This window comes from Cupriavidus sp. 94F1 (assembly GCF_057798875.1).
In genome coordinates this window covers 87,030-106,585 of record NZ_JBYOJT010000006.1, presented here as the reverse complement: position 1 = coordinate 106,585, position 19,556 = coordinate 87,030, and the positions used below count along the sequence as shown (strand labels likewise).

The 19,556-nt window shown below is 65.2% G+C and carries 17 protein-coding genes; 3 read left to right on the top strand and 14 right to left on the bottom strand.

The window, feature by feature from the left end; all coding sequences use genetic code 11:
• Nucleotides 1–3 precede the first annotated feature (3 nt).
• Nucleotides 4–1,635, top strand: a complete 1,632-nt coding sequence (locus AC3FJ6_RS16530; protein ID WP_488772890.1) for a PepSY-associated TM helix domain-containing protein — start codon at nt 4–6, stop codon at nt 1,633–1,635.
• Between the two features lie 67 nt (nt 1,636–1,702).
• Here AC3FJ6_RS16530 and AC3FJ6_RS16525 read toward each other — a convergent pair whose 3' ends face one another.
• The 9 genes from AC3FJ6_RS16525 to phaC form a co-directional block, all read right to left on the bottom strand.
• Complete coding sequence (locus AC3FJ6_RS16525; RefSeq protein WP_400393108.1) at nt 1,703–2,917, bottom strand: cystathionine beta-lyase; 1,215 nt, start codon at nt 2,915–2,917, stop codon at nt 1,703–1,705.
• Nucleotides 2,918–3,000: 83 nt separating this feature from the next.
• On the bottom strand, nt 3,001–3,546 hold the full coding sequence (locus AC3FJ6_RS16520; protein WP_488773155.1) for a hypothetical protein: 546 nt from the start codon (nt 3,544–3,546) through the stop codon (nt 3,001–3,003).
• 109 nt (nt 3,547–3,655) lie between these two features.
• A complete protein-coding gene (gene bktB, locus AC3FJ6_RS16515; protein WP_488772889.1) occupies nt 3,656–4,840 on the bottom strand; it encodes a beta-ketothiolase BktB in 1,185 nt (394 codons plus the stop codon).
• Nucleotides 4,841–4,977: 137 nt separating this feature from the next.
• Nucleotides 4,978–6,351, bottom strand: coding sequence for a 30S ribosomal protein S12 methylthiotransferase RimO (gene rimO, locus AC3FJ6_RS16510; RefSeq protein WP_488772888.1), 1,374 nt, complete (start codon nt 6,349–6,351; stop codon nt 4,978–4,980).
• A 174-nt stretch (nt 6,352–6,525) separates the two neighbouring features.
• Nucleotides 6,526–7,320, bottom strand: coding sequence for a hypothetical protein (locus AC3FJ6_RS16505; protein WP_488772887.1), 795 nt, complete (start codon nt 7,318–7,320; stop codon nt 6,526–6,528).
• 272 nt (nt 7,321–7,592) lie between these two features.
• Nucleotides 7,593–8,144: a polyhydroxyalkanoate synthesis repressor PhaR gene (gene phaR, locus AC3FJ6_RS16500; protein ID WP_153948120.1), complete on the bottom strand. Its 552-nt coding sequence runs from the start codon at nt 8,142–8,144 to the stop codon at nt 7,593–7,595.
• 427 nt (nt 8,145–8,571) lie between these two features.
• Nucleotides 8,572–9,312 (bottom strand): 3-ketoacyl-ACP reductase, encoded by a 741-nt coding sequence (locus tag AC3FJ6_RS16495; protein ID WP_400394856.1) that lies wholly within the window; start codon nt 9,310–9,312, stop codon nt 8,572–8,574.
• A 108-nt stretch (nt 9,313–9,420) separates the two neighbouring features.
• Nucleotides 9,421–10,599: an acetyl-CoA C-acetyltransferase gene (locus AC3FJ6_RS16490; protein WP_153948118.1), complete on the bottom strand. Its 1,179-nt coding sequence runs from the start codon at nt 10,597–10,599 to the stop codon at nt 9,421–9,423.
• A 75-nt stretch (nt 10,600–10,674) separates the two neighbouring features.
• Complete coding sequence (phaC, locus tag AC3FJ6_RS16485) at nt 10,675–12,555, bottom strand: class I poly(R)-hydroxyalkanoic acid synthase (protein WP_488772886.1); 1,881 nt, start codon at nt 12,553–12,555, stop codon at nt 10,675–10,677.
• Between the two features lie 321 nt (nt 12,556–12,876).
• Here phaC and AC3FJ6_RS16480 point away from each other — a divergent pair, with 321 nt between their 5' ends.
• Nucleotides 12,877–13,119, top strand: a complete 243-nt coding sequence (locus AC3FJ6_RS16480) for a hypothetical protein (protein WP_488772885.1) — start codon at nt 12,877–12,879, stop codon at nt 13,117–13,119.
• Here AC3FJ6_RS16480 and pgeF read toward each other — a convergent pair.
• A complete protein-coding gene (gene pgeF, locus AC3FJ6_RS16475; RefSeq protein WP_488772884.1) occupies nt 13,116–13,943 on the bottom strand; it encodes a peptidoglycan editing factor PgeF in 828 nt (275 codons plus the stop codon). The two genes, AC3FJ6_RS16480 and pgeF, sit on opposite strands and share 4 nt — an antisense overlap.
• Entirely contained in the window at nt 13,927–15,150 is a 1,224-nt protein-coding gene (locus AC3FJ6_RS16470; protein WP_488772883.1) for an RluA family pseudouridine synthase, read from the bottom strand. Before AC3FJ6_RS16470 ends, pgeF begins: the two co-directional genes overlap by 17 nt.
• A 16-nt stretch (nt 15,151–15,166) precedes the next feature.
• Between AC3FJ6_RS16470 and AC3FJ6_RS16465 the strand changes: the two genes are divergently transcribed.
• Nucleotides 15,167–15,997 carry an outer membrane protein assembly factor BamD gene (locus AC3FJ6_RS16465; protein WP_029050638.1) on the top strand — a complete coding sequence of 277 codons (831 nt, stop codon included), beginning with the start codon at nt 15,167–15,169 and terminating at the stop codon, nt 15,995–15,997.
• Nucleotides 15,998–16,120: 123 nt separating this feature from the next.
• Here AC3FJ6_RS16465 and yoaA read toward each other — a convergent pair whose 3' ends face one another.
• The 3 genes from yoaA to AC3FJ6_RS16450 form a co-directional block, all read right to left on the bottom strand.
• On the bottom strand, nt 16,121–18,226 hold the full coding sequence (gene yoaA / locus AC3FJ6_RS16460) for a DNA repair helicase YoaA (protein ID WP_488773154.1): 2,106 nt from the start codon (nt 18,224–18,226) through the stop codon (nt 16,121–16,123).
• Between the two features lie 251 nt (nt 18,227–18,477).
• Complete coding sequence (locus AC3FJ6_RS16455; protein ID WP_029050639.1) at nt 18,478–18,681, bottom strand: DUF465 domain-containing protein; 204 nt, start codon at nt 18,679–18,681, stop codon at nt 18,478–18,480.
• Nucleotides 18,682–18,739: 58 nt separating this feature from the next.
• Nucleotides 18,740–19,546 carry a hypothetical protein gene (locus tag AC3FJ6_RS16450; protein WP_488772882.1) on the bottom strand — a complete coding sequence of 269 codons (807 nt, stop codon included), beginning with the start codon at nt 19,544–19,546 and terminating at the stop codon, nt 18,740–18,742.
• Nucleotides 19,547–19,556 lie beyond the last annotated feature (10 nt).

The window sequence follows — 19,556 nt, the reverse complement described above, 5'->3', positions numbered from 1 at the left end:
CGCATGAAACCCAATACCCTGCGCGTTTTCAATACGCTCCACACCTGGGTCGGCCTGATGGCCGGCTGGGCGCTGTTCATCGCCTTCTTCGCGGGCGCAATCACCGTCTTCCACCACGAATTGCACGTCTGGCAGAATCCGGCGCGCCTGGAGGGCCATCACGGCACCGAAGTCCAGGTGGACGGGCCTGCCATCGACGCCTTCGTGCAGAAGCTGGTGGCCGTGCATCCGGACGCGGCCAACAGCGTCTACATCGGCCTGCCCAGCAAGGAAGAACCGGACTTCAATGCGTACTGGCAGGACAAGGCCGGTGAATGGCACACGATGAACGGCGAGCGCCTGAACGGCGACAAGACGGCACAGGACAACACGTCGCTCGACCACGTGACGGGCGAGCTGTCGGCGTTCTTGAACGCGCTGCACTATTCGCTCGGGCTGGGCATCAATGGCATGTACTTCATGGGGATCGTCTCCGTGCTGTACGGTCTGGCACTCGTATCGGGCGTGATCCTGCACCTGCCCCGCCTGAAGAAAGACCTGTTCGCGGTGCGGCCCGGGCGCAACCTGAAGCGTTTCTGGATGGACACGCACAATGTGCTGGGCCTGTTCAGCCTGCCCTTCCACCTGATCTTTGCCATCACCGGCGCGTTTTTCTGCCTGTCGCTGGTCATGGTCATGGTCTTCAACACGCTGACGTTCGACGGCAAGCTGTTCGAAGCGGTGCCGCGCGTCACGGGTGCGGCCCCCGAAGTCACGGCGTCGGGCCGCGCATCCCCGACGATGAGTTCGGCCCAGCTGCTGGCCATTGCCCGCGAACACGGCGGCGAGCGATTCACGCCCAATGCCATCCGATTCCAGCGTTATGGCGATGCCAACGCCGTGGCCGAAGTACGAGGCGATAGCACGCGCGCGCTCGGCAACGGGGGCGCGGTAGGCATCCACGCGGCGGCCAATGAGCCAAATGCGGGCCAGTTGATCGCCAACCAGACGGCTGGCGCCCGCGACACGAACCACATGATCTATAGCGCCATGTTTGCGCTCCACTACGGCACGTATGGCGACCTGGCCGTGCGGCTGGTTTACCTCGTCGCCGGGCTGGCCGGCGCGTTTCTGTTCTATTCCGGCAACCTGCTGTGGATCGAGACACGCCGCAAGTCCCGGCAGACCGAACAGCCTCGCGTCCACAAGCTGCTCGCCCAGGCCACCGTTGGCGTCTGCATCGGCACCTGCATCGGGGTGGCGCTGTGCTTCCCGGCTGCCCTGCTGTGGCCGGACCGCGCCGTGAGCTATTTATTTTGGCCCGTGTTCGCGCTGGCTGCGGCGTGGGCGCTGGCCCGGCCGCCCATTCGCGCCGCCGTGGAACTGCTGTGCGTGGCCGCGCTGGCAACCCTGGCCGTGCCGCTGTCGAACTGGATCCTGACCGGGGACCACCTGTTTGCCGCCGCGCTCCATGGCCGCTGGGTCATCGCCGGCTTCGATATTGGCGCCATTGCCATGGCCGCCGGATACCTCGCACTGGCCCGTGTGACCTGGCGCCGCGCGCAGAGCGGCCCCGCCGAATCGGTGTGGGCAACACGCGGCACTGCGGCCCAGCCGGCGCCGCAAGCTACGATGCGCAAGGCCGACGCCTCCTGATTGACTGGCCAGCAAACAGAAAGCCCCGCATCGGCGGGGCATTTTTACTGCTACGGGGCGCTGGCGGCTAGCGCAGGCAGCTTTCCATCGCCTGCTTCAGATCGCCAATCAGGTCGCGCGTGTCTTCCAGGCCAATGTACAGGCGTACAAGCTCCCCGGCGTTCGTCCAGCCTTCCGGCGGCCAGGTGCCCGCCGGCCGCATCGTGTCGATGTGGTACGGCACCGCCAGACTATGCGCGCCGCCCCAGGACCATCCGATCGCATAGAGCTTCAGGGCCTCGACGAACGCATCCACCTGCTCGCGCGAAAAGCGGTCATGCAGGATGATCGAAAACAGTCCGCTGGCCCCGGAAAAATCGCGCAACCATTCCGCGTGGCCCGGGCAATCGGGCAAGGCTGGATGCAACACGCGGGTCACCTCCGGACGCTGCTTGAGCCATTCGGCAACTTCACGTGCCGCACGGTCGTGCGCCGCCAGGCGTACCGGCATGCTGGCAAGCCCGCGCAAGACCAGGAAGCAATCGTCCGCCGACACGCCCCAGCCCATGATCATGCGGGTACGCTTGAGGCGGTCATGCACCTTGTCGTCCTGCGTGATGACGGCACCCATCAGGACATCACTGCCCCCGGACTGGTATTTCGTCAGCGCCTGCACCGAGATATCGATGCCCTTCTCGAAAGGCTTGAAATAGACGCCGGCCGACCACGTATTGTCGATGGCGGTCAGCACGCCGCGCGCCCGCGCCACCGAGGCGATGGCGTCGGTGTCGGGCACCTCCATCGTCACGGAGCCGGGTGCTTCCATCCAGATCAGCCGCGTATTCGGCTGGATCAGCGAAGCGATTCCGGCGCCAATCGACGGATGGTAGTAGCGCACCGTCACGCCGAATTCACGCGCCAGCCATTCGCCGTGGTCGCGGTTCGGGCCATAGACGTTGTCGGGCACCAGCACATCGTCGCCGGTCCGCAGCAAGGCAAAGTACACCAGCGAGATGGCGCCCATGCCCGATGGCAGCAGCAATGTGTGCCGGCCACCTTCAATCTGCGCCAGTTGCTGGCACAGTGCCTCGCTGGTGGGCGTGGCATGCAGGCCGTAGCGCCAGTACGTCTTGCTGCGATCACCATAGGCGCGCAGTTCGGCAAGATTGCGGAAGACGATCGTCGAGCCGCGGTACGTTGGCGTGGAAAAGGAATCGAAACCTGGCGCGATATCCAGTTCAGGCTGGACCGCGGTGGTCTGGATATAGCGGGGGGCGTTGCGGGAAGAGTCAGATGCAGACACGGCGTATTCCCTGGAAAATTCGGATCAGGCGTCCGAGCTTACCAGCAAATGCCGCGCTCGCCACGTGATGTGGCGCCGACCCGTTAGCGGGACTTGCCCGTCGAGATCGTTGACTTGGGGGCCGGCGGCGCATAGGTGACGCCACTGCCCGGATTCGTGTCAAACGGCGGAATCACCAGATATCCGCCAAACGGGCGAATAAAAAAAGGCAAGACGATCGCCGGATTGTAGGCATCGGTCCATGTGCCACGCACCGCGCCATTCCGGTCGATCTGACCTTCCCAGTTGCCGGACACACGCGTGCCGTCGTCCGACTCCTCCATCAGGAATGCGCCGTTGTCCCATTCCCCGGACAGCAATCGCACGCCCTTCCCATCCCCAATCTGGTACTCGCCCTGCAGGCTGTCTCGTGTGTCGGTCTTCGGCGCGATCCGCATGCGCACTGGCTTGTCGCCCACCGTGCCGACGTAAGTCGGATAGTGCGCGTACTCCTGGCGGGGAGACAGCATGCGAACCGGTCCGGTCGACAACGACGCCCCGCGCGCGGCTTCCCCAGCGCGGATGGCGTCATTGATGCCGAAGCCGCCGCCCTGCCCGGTTCCTGTCGACAACTCGTCAGCGGCAGCCATGGCCGTTGCCGGCAGCGACAGCGTCGCGGCAACGATTATTGAATGCAGCAGACAGGACAGAACGGTACGGGACAAGACGGCTTCCTCGGCAATCGCGCGCAAAGTGACGTTAAATGCGCTCGAAGTTCGCGGCAATTCCCTGTCCGCCGCCGATGCACATGGTCACCAGCGCGTAGCGACCCTGCACGCGCTGCAATTCATGCACCGCCTTCACGGTGATCAGGGCGCCCGTGGCACCAATCGGATGGCCCAGCGAAATGCCCGAACCGTTCGGATTGACCTTGGCCGGATCCAGCCCCAACGCCTTGGTCACCGCGCAGGCCTGCGCCGCGAATGCTTCGTTGGCCTCGATCACGTCCAGATCCTTGACCGACAGGCCGGCACGCTCGAGCGCAATTTTGGTAGCCGGCACGGGACCGATCCCCATCGTCTTGGGATCGACGCCGGCATGGCCGTAGGAGACCAGACGTGCCAGCGGCTTCAGCCCGCGGCGCTCCGCTTCTGCCCGCTCCATCAGCACCACTGCGGCGGCGGCGTCATTGAGACCCGAGGCATTGCCAGCCGTCACCGTACCGTTTTCCTTGACGAAAACCGGCTTCAGCTTCGTCATGTCTTCCATGGTGGCTTCGTGGCGCACATGCTCGTCGGTATCGAAAACGACATCGCCCTTGCGCGACTTCAACGTGACCGGAACGATCTGGTCCTTGAAGTGGCCAGCCTTGATGGCGGCCGACGCCCGGCGGTGCGATTCCAGCGCGGCTTCGTCCTGCTGCTGGCGGGAAATGTCGTATTCCTTCGCGACATTCTCGGCCGTCACACCCATGTGAATCGTGTGGAACGGGTCGTGCAGCGCGCCCAGCATCATATCGACCAGCTTGGCGTCACCCATGCGCGCGCCCCAGCGGGCCATCGGCGCCAGATACGGGGCGCGGCTCATGCTTTCGGCACCGCCGCCAATGGCCACATCGGCGTCGCCCAGCAGGATCGTCTGCGCGGCGCTGACAATCGCCTGCAGGCCCGAACCGCACAGGCGGTTCACGGTCAGCGCGGGCGCATTGATGGAAACACCACCGTTCACGGCCGCCACGCGGCCCAGGTACATGTCTTTCGGTTCAGTCTGGATCACATTGCCGAATACGACGTGACCCACGTCGTCGCCTGACACATTGGCGCGGGCCAGCGCCTCGCGCACCACCAGCGCACCCAGTTCAGTCGGGGCCAGGTCCTTCAGGCTGCCACCAAAGGTACCGATTGCGGTGCGCACACCGCTGACAACCACCACTTCACGCGTCATGTCTTGTCTCCATGCGTTATGTTGCGGTGCACAGTATAGTCGCCGCCACGCAAAAGCGAACGACCGTACTTTTACCTAATTGTCTGGACAGGCACACTTTGGTCTGCCGGGTCCGGCCCCAAAAGCCGATACCGGGTTCAGGCGATCTCACCCCAGAGATCATGACCATCGGCACCGGTGATCTTGACGTTCACAAAGTCCCCGGTCTTGAAACGCTGCGACGGCTTGGCGGCCGGGTCGATATAGACCAGACCGTCGATTTCCGGCGCATCGGCGGACGACCGACCAATGCCGCCGTCCTGGTTCACTTCGTCGACGAGTACCCGCAGCGTCTGCCCCACCTTGCGCTGGAGCCTGCGTGCCGACACGGCCTCGGCAACTTCCATGAACCGCGCACGGCGCTCTTCACGCACCTCGTCGGGCAGCGCGCCCGGCAGGTCGTTGGCGGTTGCACCCTCGACCGGCGAATAGGCGAAGCATCCCACGCGGTCCAGCTCGGCTTCGGCAATGAAGTCGAGCAGCGTCTGGAATTCGGCCTCCGTTTCCCCCGGAAAACCGGCGATAAACGTGCTGCGGATCGTCAACTCGGGGCAGATTTCGCGCCATGCACGGATGCGGTCCAGGGTCTTTTCGGCGTTGGCCGGACGCTTCATGCGCTTGAGCACATCCGGATGCGCGTGCTGGAGCGGCACATCGAGGTACGGCAGCACATTGCCCTGGTTCATCAGCGGAATGATCTCGTCCACATGCGGATACGGATAGACATAGTGCAGCCGCACCCAGGCGCCATACTGGCTGGCCAGCTCGCCAAGGGCCGCCACCAGTTCGGTCATGCGCGTCTTCAACGGCCGGCCCGCCCAGAAGCCCGTGCGGTACTTGACGTCCACGCCGTAGGCGCTGGTGTCCTGGGAGATCACGAGCAGTTCCTTGACGCCGGCCTTGAACAGGTTTTCGGCTTCCAGCATCACTTCGGCCACCGGGCGCGAAACCAGGTCGCCCCGCATCGACGGGATGATGCAGAACGAGCACCGATGGTTGCAGCCTTCCGAAATCTTCAGATAGGCATAGTGCTTGGGGGTCAGCTTGATGCCCGCGGCCGGCACCAGATCTGTAAACGGATCGTGCGGCTTTGGCAGATGCGTATGCACGGCCTGCATCACTTCGCCCAGCGCATGCGGTCCCGTGACCGCCAGCACCTTCGGGTGCACCGACGACACGATATCGTGTCCCGTCGCGTCCTTCTTGGCGCCCAGGCAGCCGGTCACGATGACCTTGCCGTTCTCGGTCAGCGCTTCGCCAATGGCGTCCAGGCTTTCCTGCACGGCCTCGTCGATGAACCCGCAGGTGTTCACCACCACGAGATCGGCACCGTCGTAGGTGCCGCTAATGGCATAGCCTTCGGCGCGCAGCTGCGTAATGATCTGCTCGGAGTCGACCAGGGCCTTGGGGCAGCCAAGTGAAACAAAGCCGACTTTCGGCGCAGGGTTGGACAGATTGGTATCAGACGACATGGGGCACCGCGAATGTGGGGATCTGGGCGCGCCCTACCGTCCCCGGTGGTGCGCCGCGCTGGTCTAGTGGCACCCGGCGAGCCTGCCGGGCGCCGTCATTGCCATGAAAGGCCGAGATTTTACCCCGAGCGGGCGGGATTGGCGCACGGGGGAACCAAATGGGCGCAAACCACGCTACGACAGGCCTGCCATACCTCCGACGCGTTCGATGATCGGCTTCCAGCCCACTGCCAGGCCCAGCACGATGCCGCCGCCTGAGGCCACCCAGAAGACCTTGTTGAGACGGTCTTTCAGGGCGGAGATCTTTTCGTTACCGGCCTGGATGCGATCTCCAAGGTTGACTTCCAGCTTGTCCACCCGTGCATCAGATTTGTCGAACCTGTCGTCCGTCCTGTCGAACCGGGCATCCATCCTGTCGAACCGCTCGTCCATCTTGTCCATCCGGCCGTCCATCTTGTCCATCCGGCCGTCCATCTTGTCCATCCGGGCGTCCATCTGGTCGAACCGCGCGTCCATCTGGTCGAATCGGGCGTCGATGGCATCGAACTTGGCGTCTACGATTTCGAATTTCGCGTCGATGGCGTCAAACCTGGCGTCCATCCGGCTAAAGCGCGCTTCGGAACGGGCGTCAATTTCCTGCAGCACCCTGGCGATCAGCGACTCGCCCCTTTTCTCCGACGCCGCCAGCGCCTGGGTCATGCGGGCTTCCGATTCGCGAATGCGGTCCGTCAGGCGCGCCTCGACTTCAACGATCTGTCCGCCGAGACGGGTTTCGGAGGCGCCGACCAGGGCCTGCGTCGCATCGATTCGCTCCTCGATCCGCGGGTGGGCCGCCGACAACGCGCCAACCTCGTGCTGAATGTGGGCCATTTGGCCGTACAGACCGAGTGCAAACTCCAGGACATTCGTGAATTGCGGCGATTCGACAGGATCCGGCTCAAGGCCCCAGGTAGCGGCTTGGCTGGACATGGACGTGCCTCCAGTTCGGGCCCGATGGCGGCGCGCCCCGTGTGGGTTGGCGTGCGGCATGCCATCGTGCAGCGAAAGAAATTGGGATCAGCGGGTACCCGTTGCTCAGGGTTCGGCCGATTGCACCACAGAAGACCTGCCGTGGACATCGCCCTCCGGGGAGTGCAACACCAATGTGGCAATTCGCCAGACATTCGCAACATCTCGTCGCCGCCGCACAACGAAAAAGGCCCTGCACGTGCAGGGCCTGATCGGCGCGGGCGGAAGGCCGCTTACTTCTTGTCAGACTGGTTGAACGGGAACGTGCCGAACATGCTCTTGGCCTGGTTCTGCATCTGTTCCTGCATCTGTACAAACAGGTTCTTGCTCTGCTCGATATAGTTGCTCATCATCCCCTGCATCATCGGGCCTTGCAGGTTCATGAACTGCGACCACATGTCCGGGCTGAACGCCTCGCCCGAATACAGGCCCTTCGAGTTCTCGGCAAGCTTGTTCTGGATGTCGATGAAGGCCTGGATGTTCTTTTCCAGGTAGGTGCCCATCATGCCCTGCATGGCATGGCCGTAGAAACGAATGATCTGCGACAGCATGGCGCTCGAAAACATCGGCACGCCGCCCGTTTCTTCTTCCAGGATGATCTGCAGCAGGATACTGCGCGTGAGTTCCTCGCCCGTCTTTGCGTCGACGACCTTGAATTCCTCGGTATCCATGACCAGCTGCTTGACGTCCGCGAGCGTGATGTAGGTGCTGGTCTGCGTATCGTAGAGCCGGCGATTGGGATATTTCTTGATCAGTCGCTCTGCGCCTTTCTTGGTCGTGGCCATCGGTGCTCTATCCTTTTGTCGTCGCTGATGCCGGCGGTTGGCATCCGCTGCTGCGCCTGGTCGCAACGCTGCTGCACCGCATGCGGTGCAGTGCGCAATGGACGCGTCGTCCCGGGCGGGATCGACGCCGCAGGCGCGCAAGATACAACCGGACCAGACCCGTGAGAAACGCTCTTCTTTGGTGCCGGTTGCGCCATTGCCCTGATTCTATGCTCAAGAAAGCACTATGGAAAGTCGGCAGTGTTTAAGGAAAACCCGCAGCAAACCCCGGCCGTTTACCCAAAAGGCCTGAAAAAAAGGCCGCCCGCGCGCCGGATGGCATGCGGGCGGCCTGTTCCCGGGGCCGATCGGTTGGCCCGGAATATCCGCTTGTGCACTGCGCTGGATGCGCCGCATCAACCCGACGCTCCAACGCAGGCCGCCGGCGTCAGCCCATGTGCAGGCCGCCGTTCAGCGAGAAGTCGGCTCCGGTCGAAAAACCGGACTCTTCCGATGCCAGCCAGGCACAGATCGAAGCAATCTCAGCCGGCTCGCCCAGGCGCTTGACCGGGATCGTGCCGACGATCTTGTCCAGCACGTCCTGACGGATGGACTTGACCATATCGGTGGCGATATAGCCCGGCGACACCGTGTTCACAGTCACGCCCTTGGTGGCCATTTCCTGCGCCAGCGCCATCGTGAAGCCGTGCAGGCCTGCCTTCGCCGTCGAGTAGTTCGTCTGGCCGAACTGGCCTTTCTGGCCGTTCACCGACGAAATATTGATGATCCGGCCCCAGCCACGGTCGGCCATGCCGTCGATCACCTGCTTGGTCACGTTGAACAGCGACGTCAGGTTGGTGTCGATCACGGCGTCCCAGTCGGCCCGCGTCATCTTGCGGAAGACCACGTCGCGCGTGATGCCGGCGTTGTTGACCAGCACATCCACTTCGCCCACTTCTGCCTTGACCTTGTCGAAGGCCGTCTTGGTCGAATCCCAGTCGGCCACGTTGCCTTCGGACGCCACGAACTCGTAGCCGAGCGCGCGCTGTTGTTCGAGCCACTTCTCGCGGCGTGGCGAGTTCGGACCGCAGCCCGCCACCACCTTGAATCCGTCCTTGGCCAGACGCTGGCAAATCGCGGTTCCGATGCCACCCATGCCGCCGGTCACATATGCAATGCGCTGAGTCATATCCACTCCTAGTTGGCTCGCTCGATCGTTGTTATCGATGCTCAGGTCTGTATCGATGCCGGCAGGTAGACGTTCCTCGGCACGCGCCGCCGGCATGCCCTCCTGCAATCAGCGCTCGACTGCCAGCGCCACGCCCATGCCGCCGCCGATGCACAGCGAGGCCAGGCCCTTCTTCGCGTCACGACGCTTCATTTCGTGCAGCAGGGTCACCAGAATGCGGCAGCCCGATGCACCGATCGGATGGCCGATGGCGATGGCGCCACCGTTCACGTTGATCTTCGACTGGTCCCAGCCCATTTCCTTGTGCACGGCCAGGGCCTGGGCGGCGAAGGCTTCATTGATTTCCATGAGATCCAGGTCCTTGACGCCCCAGCCGGCGCGCGACAGGCAGCGTTTGCTGGCCGGGACCGGACCCATGCCCATCACGGCCGGATCCACGCCCGCGTTGGCGTAGGCCTTGATCGTGGCCAGCGGCGTCAGGCCCAGTTCCTTGGCCTTGGCCGCCGACATCACCACCACGGCGGCGGCGCCGTCGTTCAGGCCCGATGCATTGGCGGCGGTCACCGTGCCGGCCTTGTCGAAGGCGGGCTTCAGGCCGGCCATGCTGTCCAGCGTGGCGCCCTGGCGCACGAACTCGTCGGTCTTGAAGGCCACCGGATCGCCCTTGCGCTGCGGAATCAGCACCGGCACGATTTCCTCGTCGAACTTGCCGGCCTTCTGGGCGGCTTCGGCCTTGTTCTGCGATCCCACGGCGAACTCATCCTGGGCTTCGCGCGTGATGCCGTATTCCTTGGCCACGTTTTCGGCCGTGATGCCCATGTGGTACTGGTTGTAGACGTCCCACAGGCCGTCAACAATCATCGAGTCCACCAGCTTGGTGTCGCCCATGCGGAAGCCGTCGCGCGAGCCCGGCAGCACGTGCGGTGCGGCGCTCATGTTCTCCATGCCGCCAGCCACCACGATTTCGGCTTCGCCGGCAATGATGGCGTTGGCGGCCAGCATGACCGCCTTCAGGCCAGAGCCGCACACCTTGTTGATGGTCATGGCCGGCACCATGTCCGGCAGGCCGGCCTTGCGCGATGCCTGGCGCGCCGGGTTCTGGCCCGAAGCGGCCGTCAGCACCTGGCCCATGATCACTTCGCTCACCTGGTCCGGCTTCACGCCGGCGCGCTCGAGCGCGGCCTTGATCACGATGGCGCCCAGTTCAGGCGCCGGGATCTTCGCCAGGGAGCCACCGAACTTGCCTACTGCGGTACGGGCTGCGGAAACAATGACGATGTCGGTCATTTCAGGTCCTTTCGAGAAAGCGAATCGCGGATCGGTTCGAAACCGGGCCGGCCGTCACGGCCAGCCCGCATGAAATCAGGCGCGCTGTCGGACGTAGCGGCCGGGCGCCGGCTCCACCGGCGGGTAATGTTCGTTGCCCAGCGCGTCGGGTGCGGCGCGCTTCGGGCCTGCCTGCTTGCCCAGCCAGGCCATCCAGTCGGGCCACCAGCTGCCCGGGTGCTCCTGGGCGCCGGCCAGCCATTCCTGGGCCGATTCGGGCAGCGCATCGTTGGTCCAGTGGCTGCGCTTCTTCTTCGCGGGCGGATTGATCACGCCGGCGATATGGCCAGAGGCGCCCAGCACGAAGCGGAGCTTGTTCTTCAGCAGCGCGGTCGATGCATAGGCAGCCATCCACGGCACGATATGGTCTTCGCGTGACCCGTAGATATAGGTCGGCACGTCGATCTTGCCCAGGTCCACCGGGGCGTTGCAGACGGTCAGCTTGCCAGGCACCTTGAGTTCATCCTGCAGGTAGGTGTGGCGCAGGTACCAGCAATACCAGGGGCCTGGCAGATTGGTGGCGTCGCCGTTCCAGAACAGCAGGTCGAACGGCACAGGCGTATTGCCCTTCAGGTAGTTGTCCACCACGTAGTTCCACACCAGGTCGTTAGGTCGCAGGAACGAGAACGTGTTGGCCAGCTCCACGCCGCGCAGCAGGCCGCAAGGCGCACCGGACGCGCCGCCCAGCGTGGCTTCGCGCAGTTGCACGTGTGCTTCGTCGACGAATACGTCGAGGATGCCGGTATCGGAGAAATCGAGCAGTGTGGTCAGCAGCGTCAGGCTCGCTGCCGGCCGTTCGCCACGCGCGGCCAGCACGGACAGCGCGGTCGAGACGATGGTGCCACCCACACAGAAGCCCAGCACGTTGATCTGGTCCTGCCCGCTGATATCGCGCGTCACCTCGATCGCGCGGATGGCCGCGTGCTCGATGTAGTCGTCCCACGTGCGCTCGGCCATCGAGGCATCGGGGTTGCGCCACGACACCAGGAAGACCGTGTGGCCGTTTTCCACGGCGTGCCGCACCAGCGAGCTTTCAGGCTGCAGGTCGAGGATGTAATACTTGTTGATGCACGGGGGCACCAGCAGCAGCGGCCGGGCGTAGACCTTGTCGGTCAGCGGCTTGTACTGCAGCAGCTGGAAGTACTCGTTCTCGTAGACCACGGCGCCTTCGGTCACCGCCACGTTGCGGCCCACTTCGAAGGCCTTCTCATCGGTCTGCGAGATCTTGCCGCGCTGCAGGTCTTCCAGCATGTTGCGCACGCCGTTGCGCAGCGATTCGCCGCCCGATTCGATCAGGCGCTGCTGGGCATCGGGATTGGTGGCCAGGAAGTTGGCCGGCGACATGGCATCGACCCATTGCGACACCGCGAAGCGGATGCGCTGGCGCACCTTCGGGTCGGCTTCCACGGCATCGGCCAGTTCGGTCATGGCGCGCGCCGTCAGCAGATAGAACGCAGCGGTATACCGGTATGGCGCGTTGTTGCGCCAGGCAGGACTGGCGAAGCGGCGATCGGACAAGCGTTCGCTGGCACCCGCATTGCCGTTGCCGCCGGGATGGCCGTTGGCGACCATGGCGCCCTCGCCCATTTCGCGCCAGAGCTCGGCAAAGTCCTTCAGATAGCGTTGCTGGATGCCGGCCAGCTGGTCCGGCGAAATCTTCACGGCGCCGCCGTTCGCACCGCCAGTCGGAAACGCCTGCTGGAACGCCTTGGCGAAGGCATCGCCCGCGGGAAAGCCACCGGGGAATGCACCGGCCAGACCCGCCGGGAAACCGGCCGGCATCTCGCCGTTGGTTTCAGGGGCCCACTGACGGGACCATTCCAGCCATGCAGCTGGATCGAATGGCCCCGGCGCAAATTGAAACGGTTGGGACTTGTCTTCCTTTCCGGAAGCTGCCGCACCTTTGCCGGTCGCCATGATGTGATCGTCTCTCTGCCTGTCGTAGTGGATGACGGGCTCGGGGTAACTGTCTCCCGACCCGCCCCGTATCCCGGGTTGCGTCCGCAAGCTGCCCAGGGCTGCTTGGCTCTTACGCTATGCTTGCCGGCGAAACCCTGGAATCGTTCCTCGGTTCCGATACATTTCGAGGCATTGTTGCCTTGCAATGGAGAGACTGTCAATGCGGAAATCCGCATTGCGATGCGGGGGGCGAATAAGTGAAGCCCGACCTACCGGACGGTAATGCTGGCGCGGGTTGCCGGGCCGGCCCAACCCCTATTCGAGAAAGATGAAAGCCTGATGTATATCGTGGCAATTGGCTGGCTTTACGTCGCCCTGATGATGGCCATCACCGAGACCAGCGTCGTCGCCGGTGTGGCCACGTTTCTGCTGTACGGACTGGCGCCGGTGTCGATCGTGATGTACATCATGGGGACGCCGGGCCGGCGTCGCAGGCGCCGTGCGCAGGAAGCCCGTGACGCCGCCCAAGCCGCCTCGGCACAGGCGGCACGGCTTCCGGACGATGGCGCTGCCGGGCCCTAGTCGGCCAGCCAGACCAGCGTGGCCATGCGGCCCGTGGTGCGGTCGCGGCGATAGGAGTAGAAGCGCTCGGCCTCGCGCACCGTGCAGGCATTGCCGCCGAACACCTGCGTGCAGCCAGCGCGCGCCAGGCGAATGCGTGCGAGTGCATACAGATCGGCCAGGAATTTGCCGGGTCCGCCCGCGATGAACGCCGCCGCCACTGCCGCACGCTCGTCGGGCACGGCCTGCTGCAGGAACGCTTCGCGTACCTCGGGCCCCACTTCGAAGGCATCGGGGCCGATCGCCGGCCCGAGCCAGGCCAGCCACTGCGCCTGGGCGCCCGCTCGTGCTGCCATGCGTGCCAAGGTGGCCTCGATCACGCCATCGCAAAGCCCACGCCAGCCGGCGTGAGCGGCACCCACCACCGTGCCTTCCGTATTGCACAGCAACACGGGCAGGCAGTCGGCCGTCATGATCGCGCAGACGTGTCCGGGCGTGGCACTCACGCTGGCATCGGCGCGCGGCACATCGTCGCCTTGGCCCGCGTCATCGGCTGTCGCCACGCCGCATCCATGCACCTGCTCCAGCCACCGAGGCATGGCCGGCAGGTAGCTGGCCAGCCGGGCGCGGTTGGTGGCCACGGCAGCCGGATCATCGCCGACGTGCGTGCCCAGGTTGAGCCCTCCGGCGCTACCGTCTGCAAGGCCATACGGACCCGCGCTGACACCCCCCTTTCGCGTGGTGGACAGCGCGCGCACCCGGGCTGGCGCCGGCCAGTCCGGGACGATCCAGGCCGCGTCACCGGCCATCGGGTCAACCGTCGTCCGGTCAGTCGTCATCGTCATCGGCCTCTCCTTCGTACCACTCGGGCTCGCCCTCGTCCTCGTCGTCTTCGTCGGCATACCGCTCGAAGTCGAGCGCATCGATCAGCGCCTGCAGGTCTTCGGGCGGCTCGGCTTCCCATGATTTCTTGCGGCCCGTCACCGGATGCATCAGCCCCAGCCGGTATGCGTGCAGCGCCTGCCGGGTGAACGGCACCGGCAGCGGAACGCGCACGGCCGGGCGCTGGCCGCGCTGCGTCGCCTTGTGATAGACCGGATCTCCCACAAGAGGATGGCCAATGGACTCGAAATGCACGCGAATCTGGTGCGTGCGCCCGGTTTCCAGCTGGCACATCACCATCGACACCTTCGAGCGGCCCAGCGGCACCGTGCCAAGCGTTTCGAAGTGGGTGCGCGACGGCTTGCCGCTGTTGGTATGCACGATGGCCATCCGCGTGCGCTCGCGCGGATCGCGCCCGATCGGCGCATCGATGGTGCCCTCGTCGGGCGTCTCGCCCCAGACCAGCGCGATATACGTGCGCTTGACCGTGCGGGCCTGCAGCTGCCGTACCAGGTCGGTCTGCGCAGTCAGCGTGCGTGCTACCACCATCAGGCCCGACGTTTCCTTGTCCAGCCGATGCACGATGCCGGCGCGCGGCAGGCGCGCCGCGTGCGGGTCGCGATGCAGCAGGCCATTGAGCACCGTGCCGCTCCAGTTGCCTGCGGCAGGATGCACCACCAGTCCGGCCGGCTTGTTGATGACCAGCAGGGCGTCGTCCTCGTACAGCACGTCCAGCGGCACGTCCTCTGCCGTAAACGCCATCGATTCCGGCGCGGCCTGGGGCCGGATCTCGATCTGCTGACCCATCTGGACGGACGCCTTGGCGCGACTAGGCTCGCCGTCCACGCGGACGGCGCCATCCTCGATCCACTGCTGGATGCGGCTGCGCGAAAATTCGTTGAAATGCCGCGCGAGCAGCTTGTCGAGCCGCTCGCCGTGCGCCGCGCTATCGACTTCCAGGTACAGTGGCATCAGGTCAGGCGCGGCAGGCGCCGTGGCAGGCACCTCGTCATTGAATTCGTCCGTCGGTCCCCCTTCGTCGCCCTCGTCGAAATGGTCGTCGAAGTCTTCGGATTCCTCGTGGGTCACGTCGGCTTTTGCGGTGTGGCGTTCCAGACCGGTTTCGGTCTTGGGGCTTCGGCTATAATGCTTGGCGCTATTTTTTTTCATCCGGAACAGGTTGCCCATGCAATTGCAGAGCATCAAACGCGCGAACTGGCGCGCGAAAATTGGAGCGGTTTTGCTCGCAGGCGGATGCGTCATGCTATCGGCATGCGGCCTGCTGGGAGACCAGCCTGACGAAACCGCCGGCTGGTCGGCCAACAAATTATATTCGGAAGCCAAGGATGCCCTCGATGGCGGCGACTACACGCGCGCCGTCAAGCTGTACGAAAAGCTCGAGGGCCGCTATCCGTTTGGCCGCTATGCACAGCAGGCCCAGATCGATACCGCCTACGCCAACTACAAGGATGGCGAGACCGCTGCCGCGCTGGCTGCCGTGGACCGCTTCATCCAGCTGCACCCGAGCCACCCGAACATCGATTACGCCTACTACCTCAAGGGCCTGATCAACTTCAACGACAACCTCGGCTGGCTTGGCCGCTTCTCGGGCCAGGATCTCAGCGAACGCGACCCCAAGGCAGCCCGCGCCGCCTATGACGCGTTCCAGACCCTGATCACGCGCTATCCGGACAGCAAGTACACGCCGGACGCCACGCTGCGCATGCAGTACATCGTCAACGCGCTGGCCCAGCACGAAGTCCACGCCGCGCGTTACTACTACCGCCGCGGGGCCTACCTGGCGGCCGTGAACCGCGCGCAGCAGGCGCTCAAGGACTACGATGGCGCGCCGGCCAACGAAGAGGCGCTGTACATCATGGTGCGGTCGTACGATGCGCTGGGCATGAAAGACCTGCGCGACGACGCGGCACGCGTGATGGAACGCAACTACCCGAACAGCGATTTCATCAAGTACGGACAGCGCCGCAAGGACAAGTCCTGGTGGGAAGTGTTCTGACGACGCCCGGCCTGGCCGGAGCATGAGAAAAGCCCGACGCAAGGTCGGGCTTTTTCGTTTTTTGGCGATGGCGTTGGTTGCTTGCTGGCGCTTTAGCCGCCACGGCGGCCCCGCCCGGCCCGTCTATACCTCGCCGCGTTCCCCTTCACCGTCCGCCTCGCCGCCAGGCGTGGCGTCGGTGCCTGCCTCGCCGGCCGGCTGGCGCAGACTTTCCAGGAACCGGACCACCGTTTCGGCCTCGCGCGTACGCGTGAACGGCGGCAAGCTCTGCCAGATCTGCCGGCCGTATGGCTTTTCTACGAGCCGGGTGTCGCAGATGGCCAGCACGCCGCGATCCGATTCCGAACGGATCAGGCGCCCGGCGCCCTGCTTCAGCGTAATCACCGCGTGCGGCAGCTGGTGTACGGCAAACGGGCTCAGGCCCTTTTTCTGCAGCACCTCCATGCGGGCGGCCAGCACCGGGTCGTCGGGCGGCGCAAACGGCAGCTTGTCGATGATCACCAGGGAAAGCGCCTCGCCGCGCACATCTACACCTTCCCAGAAGCTCTGGCTGCCGACCAGCACCGCGTTACCGAGTTGACGGAAGCGGTCCAGCAGTTCGGTGCGGCTGGCCTGCCCCTGCACCAGCAGCGGCAGGTTGATGCCGCGTGCGGCGAACAGGTCGTAGAGCATGTCCGATGCCTTCTGCACCGCACGCAGCGTGGTACAGAGCAGGAACGTCCGGCCGCCAGCCGCCTCGATCAGCGGCAGCGCCCTTTCGACCACGGCTTCCGTGAACTGGGGCGAATTCGGCGGTGGCATGTCGCGCGGCACGTAGAGCAGGCCCTGCTTCGCGTAGTCGAACGGACTGGGCAGCGTCAGTGATTGATCCTTGTTCAGCCCGAGCTGCGCCGCGTAGTGGGCGAAATTGCCCTTCACCGACAGCGTCGCCGAAGTAAAGATCCAGGCGCGGGGATGGCCTTCGCGCTGGCGCGTGAAGATCGGCGCGATCGACAACGGCGTGCGGTGCAGCTGGACGGTGTGCGAGAACACTTCGACCCAGCGCACGGTATCGGGGCCGAACTGGGCAGGCGCGGGCGGCGGCGGGGTCTCGGCGTCGCCCCCGGCGGCCTCGGCCGCCGTCTCGGCGGACGATGCGGGGGCGGGGGCCGGCGGCGGCGCGGCAGCGCGATCGTCCCGCCAGACTTCCAGCTTGTTGGCCAGCTCCACGGCCCGGCGGTGGCATTGCTCCAGCGTTTCGGCGCGCTCGGCCTGCGATTCCAGCGCCTCGACAAACCCCGCCAGCGCCTCTTCCAGCGCGTCCAGCGTTTCGTAGAACGGCTCGGCGGTGCGCGGATCGGCATCGATCTGCCCCATCGCCATGCGCACGTTGTCGCGGCCGAACGCCAGCCGCAAGTCGCGCGCGGCACGCTCCAGCGGCGCGCCCAGCGCGACCCAGTCCACGGCGTCGCGGGCATGTGACAGCCCTTCGGCCACGGTGTCGCGTGCCAGTTCGAGCAACTGGCTGGTGGACAGCGTTTCGCCGAAGAACAGCGTCGCCGTTTCCGGCAGCTGGTGGGCTTCGTCGAAGATCACGGTGTTGGCGGCCGGCAGCAGTTCGGCCATGCCGGTATCGCGCAGCACCACGTCCGCAAAGAACAGGTGATGGTTCACCACCACCACATCGGCCTGCTGCGCTTCCTTGCGGGCGCGCATCACAAAGCATTCCTTGTAGTTCGGGCATTCGCTGCCCAGGCAGTTGTCGCGCGTGGACGTCACCATCTGCCAGACGGGCGCGTTCTCGGGCACGGCCGCCAGTTCGGCCTTGTCGCCGGTCGCCGTGGTCTTGGCGAATTTCCCGATATCGCGCAGCCACGCGGCATCCTGCTTCGATGCAAGCCGACCGTTGGCCTGCGCGCGCTCCAGATGGTAGTGGCACACGTAATTGGCGCGCCCCTTGAGCAGCGACACCGACACCGGCACGTTCAGCGCATGGCGCACCGTCGGAATATCGCGCAGGAACAGCTGGTCCTGCAGGTTCTTGGTTCCGGTGGACAGGATGACCTTGCCGCCCCAGAGCATGGCCGGCACCAGGTAGGCAAAGGTCTTGCCGGTGCCGGTGCCGGCCTCGACGATGACCGTGTCGTTCTGGCCGATGGCATTGGCCACGGCCTGGGCCATCTTCAACTGCGACGCGCGCGGCCGGTAGCCTGGGATGGCCGTGGCCAGCGTGCCCGTGTCGGCGAACATCGTCGACAGTTGGGCGGCTTGCGAGGCCGCCTGGCTGGCCGATGCCGCGGCCACGGCGTCGCCTGGCGATTCGGCGGGTTCGCGGGCATCGGGCGCCTCGGCGGCATCGGACAGGAGGTCGTCAGTGGGATCTGGCAAGGTGGGGCTTTCTTCGATACCCGTGGCCGGTGGGCCTGCCACGGGAGATATGTGGTGCGTGTGCCGCGCTTGCGTTGGCCGGATCGTCCGGCCAGCGCGCCGCTGCTGGGGCGTCAGGCCGGAACATCGGGTTCCAGGTGCAGCTGCAGCAAGGTGATCGCGTCCTTGAGCTTGAGGCGGCGCTTTTTCAGGCGGCGCAGCTGCAGTTCATCGTGGGCGGGATCGGCGGATAGCCGGTCGATCAGGAAATCGAGGTCGCGGTGTTCGATCTGCAACTCGATGATCTGCCGCGCCAGCGTGTTGAGATTTTCATCCATGGTGCGCCTTCGTACTCCAGGGCGGCGGCCAGCGGCCCCGCCCGACCCTGCCAACGAATCAGAACCCGAACGGGCTCGGCCCGGAATTCTGGCCGCCCTGCTTCTGCTTCTCCTCGGCACGTGCGCGCCGCTCGTCCAGGTCTTTCTGGCGCTGCACGGCGTCTGCCTGCTTCTGCTCGTAAGTCTTGACGTTTTCCTGACGCTGGCGCGCGCTTTCGGCGCCCTTCTGCTGGGCTTCCTTCATGCGCGCGTTGTAATCGTCCTGTTTCTTCTGGTACGCCTCGGCATTGGCCGCGCGCTGGGGCGCCTGCCCCGTGGCCTGCGCATCGCGCAGCGCCTGTTCCTGCTGCTTGCGTTCGAAGGCTTCCCGGCTGGCCTGCTCGTTGGCCGCCCGGCCCGGCTGGCCGGCCTCGTATTCGGCGCGGCGCAGGGCCTGCTCGCGATCGCGCGTTGCCGCCTTGTACGCCCGCTCGGCATCGCCAACTTCCAGATCCCGGGCGCGCAGCACGTGCAGTTCCTCGCGCTGGACGTCCTTGGCCTTATCGATGCAGTTGGTCACCAGGAACTTGCTGTAGCACGCGCGCTCGGCAACCGCGAAGCGGTAATTGGTCCATGCGCGCGAATCATTGATGGCCTTGCGCTCGGCCTCGAAGTCGCGCGGCTTGCCCGGGTCCGGCGGGATGGGTGCCGCAGTGGGCGCCGACGGCGGCGCGAACGAAGGGGCGGCAGCGGGTGCCGACGCCTGCGCGTGCGCGGTGCCCAGCGGCGCCGCCAGCATCAGCGCGGCCAGCGCCAGCGTGGCAATCGGGGAAGCGGAAATGGAAACCGGGCGAGCCATGACGGCCGGAAGGGGCTTGACGATCATGCCGCGATTC

Excerpts from the sequence above, each read along its gene's own strand:
- AC3FJ6_RS16530 (WP_488772890.1), top strand. The coding sequence starts at position 4 with ATGAAACCCAATACCCTGCGCGTTTTCAATACGCTCCACACCTGGGTC.
- AC3FJ6_RS16520 (WP_488773155.1), bottom strand. The coding sequence starts at position 3,546 with ATGGCTGCCGCTGACGAGTTGTCGACAGGAACCGGGCAGGGCGGCGGC.
- bktB (WP_488772889.1), bottom strand. The coding sequence starts at position 4,840 with ATGACGCGTGAAGTGGTGGTTGTCAGCGGTGTGCGCACCGCAATCGGT.
- rimO (WP_488772888.1), bottom strand. The coding sequence starts at position 6,351 with ATGTCGTCTGATACCAATCTGTCCAACCCTGCGCCGAAAGTCGGCTTT.
- AC3FJ6_RS16505 (WP_488772887.1), bottom strand. The coding sequence starts at position 7,320 with ATGTCCAGCCAAGCCGCTACCTGGGGCCTTGAGCCGGATCCTGTCGAA.
- phaR (WP_153948120.1), bottom strand. The coding sequence starts at position 8,144 with ATGGCCACGACCAAGAAAGGCGCAGAGCGACTGATCAAGAAATATCCC.
- AC3FJ6_RS16495 (WP_400394856.1), bottom strand. The coding sequence starts at position 9,312 with ATGACTCAGCGCATTGCATATGTGACCGGCGGCATGGGTGGCATCGGA.
- AC3FJ6_RS16490 (WP_153948118.1), bottom strand. The coding sequence starts at position 10,599 with ATGACCGACATCGTCATTGTTTCCGCAGCCCGTACCGCAGTAGGCAAG.
- phaC (WP_488772886.1), bottom strand. The coding sequence starts at position 12,555 with ATGGCGACCGGCAAAGGTGCGGCAGCTTCCGGAAAGGAAGACAAGTCC.
- AC3FJ6_RS16480 (WP_488772885.1), top strand. The coding sequence starts at position 12,877 with ATGTATATCGTGGCAATTGGCTGGCTTTACGTCGCCCTGATGATGGCC.
- pgeF (WP_488772884.1), bottom strand. The coding sequence starts at position 13,943 with ATGACGATGACGACTGACCGGACGACGGTTGACCCGATGGCCGGTGAC.
- AC3FJ6_RS16470 (WP_488772883.1), bottom strand. The coding sequence starts at position 15,150 with ATGAAAAAAAATAGCGCCAAGCATTATAGCCGAAGCCCCAAGACCGAA.
- AC3FJ6_RS16465 (WP_029050638.1), top strand. The coding sequence starts at position 15,167 with ATGCAATTGCAGAGCATCAAACGCGCGAACTGGCGCGCGAAAATTGGA.
- yoaA (WP_488773154.1), bottom strand. The coding sequence starts at position 18,226 with ATGTTCGCCGACACGGGCACGCTGGCCACGGCCATCCCAGGCTACCGG.
- AC3FJ6_RS16455 (WP_029050639.1), bottom strand. The coding sequence starts at position 18,681 with ATGGATGAAAATCTCAACACGCTGGCGCGGCAGATCATCGAGTTGCAG.
- AC3FJ6_RS16450 (WP_488772882.1), bottom strand. The coding sequence starts at position 19,546 with ATGATCGTCAAGCCCCTTCCGGCCGTCATGGCTCGCCCGGTTTCCATT.